The 1,650-nt window shown below is 65.5% G+C and carries 1 protein-coding gene and 2 pseudogenes; all 3 read left to right on the top strand.

Annotated features, from left to right (window positions below):
- Positions 1 to 446: 446 nt before the first annotated feature.
- The gene (locus ACIQFZ_RS43440) at positions 447 to 1,049 is read left to right on the top strand and encodes a hypothetical protein (protein ID WP_402693999.1); all 603 of its coding nucleotides are present in this window, start codon (positions 447 to 449) and stop codon (positions 1,047 to 1,049) included.
- Between the two features lie 59 nt (positions 1,050 to 1,108).
- Positions 1,109 to 1,222, top strand: a pseudogene (locus ACIQFZ_RS43435) (IS110 family transposase); the annotation flags it as partial.
- A gap of 17 nt (positions 1,223 to 1,239) precedes the next feature.
- Positions 1,240 to 1,560, top strand: a pseudogene (locus ACIQFZ_RS43430) (IS630 family transposase); the annotation flags it as partial.
- Positions 1,561 to 1,650 lie beyond the last annotated feature (90 nt).

The following is a 1,650-nucleotide window of genomic DNA, read 5'->3' as shown; positions in this document are numbered from 1 at the left end:
CACAAACGTTCATGATCATGGTGGCCGTACCCATACCCTCACACCACCCCCGCAAGCCGCTGACCAGCCCAGATGCCGGAACTACAGCTGCGGTGTCGGTCTGCGTGGGAGTTCGATCGCTCCGGACACGATGAGAGGTGTTTCCTGCAGATGGCTCGGACTGCAAACGTCAACGATCCGGTCGTGAGCTTTAGAAACGACGGGCTGGTCGCGGTGGTGGCGGACGGCGCTGAGGACCGAATCTCATCTCAGGGGTCTCGCCCCTGGTCTACGGTGCGGTTCCTCAGCTGCCGACCGCCACCACCGCGCCTGTCGGGCCGAAGCAGGAACCCGCACTCTTCTTTGAGTTCTCACAGACCAGGTACCGGGAGGCGATGCCCTGCTTCACTGCCCATTAGGTCTACGGGCGGGAGAAGGCCTTCCGCTCCTTCCTGGAGGAACATCGCTTGCCCTATGTGGTAGCGGTCCAGGCGAACACGCCGGTGCTGGCGCGCCCGGGATGGCGGCGTGCGGGGCGGCTGGTGGAGCGTGTCGCCCGGGAGGAGGACTGGGTGGAGCTGCCGGCCGGGCCCTCCCAGCTGGACACCCGCATCTGGCAGTGGTGGGCGCGCCGGATCGTCGACCCGGACGAGTCGGCCGGTGAAGAGGTCTGGGCACGATGGATCATCGTGCGCCGCCGCCCCGAGGATCCGGCCAAGCGCGACTACTACCTGGGCTGGGGACCGCCCGGGACAGCGTTGGAAGACCTTGTGCTGGTCCCGGGAGCGCGCTGGAGGGTGGAAGAGGCGATCAAGCTGGCGAAGTCCGCCTGCGGGCTGGCCGACTACGAGATCCGTTCCTTCCACGGCTGGTACCGGCACATCACCCTCGCCCAGCTCGCCGCGGCCTTCCTGGCCGGCTGCGACGCCCAAGCCGCCCGAGAACAGGGCCCACTGGCCTCCACCCGCTTCGGCCACGAGCTGCCTACACCGGCCGGCAGCCAGAGAGGGGGACCACCGCCGGCACCCCGGCCCCCGTCCGCTTCACCGCCTTCGAGATCCAACGCCTGATCGTCCTGCTGGCCCCGCAACCCGACCGGGCCGAGCGTATCCGGAACGGCCTGGCCTGGTACCTGCAGCGACGCACCACCGAGGGCATGTCCAAGCGCGAGATCATCCGATGCCTCAAGCGGTACGTCGCCCGCGAGCTCTACCGCCACATCCAGCCGCCTTCCGCGACTTGACGAAACATAGGGGCTTCTACGCCACCCATAACACTCCCGAGATCAGAACGTGGCTGGGTCGGCATCCGCGCTTCCACGTCCACTTCACCCCGACCGGTTCCTCCTGGATCAATCAGGTCGAGCGCTGGTTCGGCCTGCTGACTGACAAGCTGATCCGACGCGGCGTCCACACCTCCGTCCAGGCCCTCGAGAGCGACATCAAGGAGTGGATCACCACCTGGAATGAGAACCCGCGGCCATTCACCTGGACCAAGACCGCCGACGAGATCCTCAAGTCCCTCGCTGACTACCTCACCAAGATCAACCCGCCAACCACCAAAAACCAGCAAGATACTTAGCTTGAAATTAAACCTTCGGTGATCGTTCGGGGATCGAGTGGTTCACCCACATGGGAATCTGCCGGACATGACGACGACCTCCCTTTCACG

Origin of the sequence: Streptomyces sp. NPDC093064 (assembly GCF_044754605.1) — a bacterium.
Taxonomy (GTDB): Bacteria; Actinomycetota; Actinomycetes; order Streptomycetales; family Streptomycetaceae; genus Streptomyces.
This window is presented reverse-complemented; position numbering and strand designations above follow the sequence as displayed.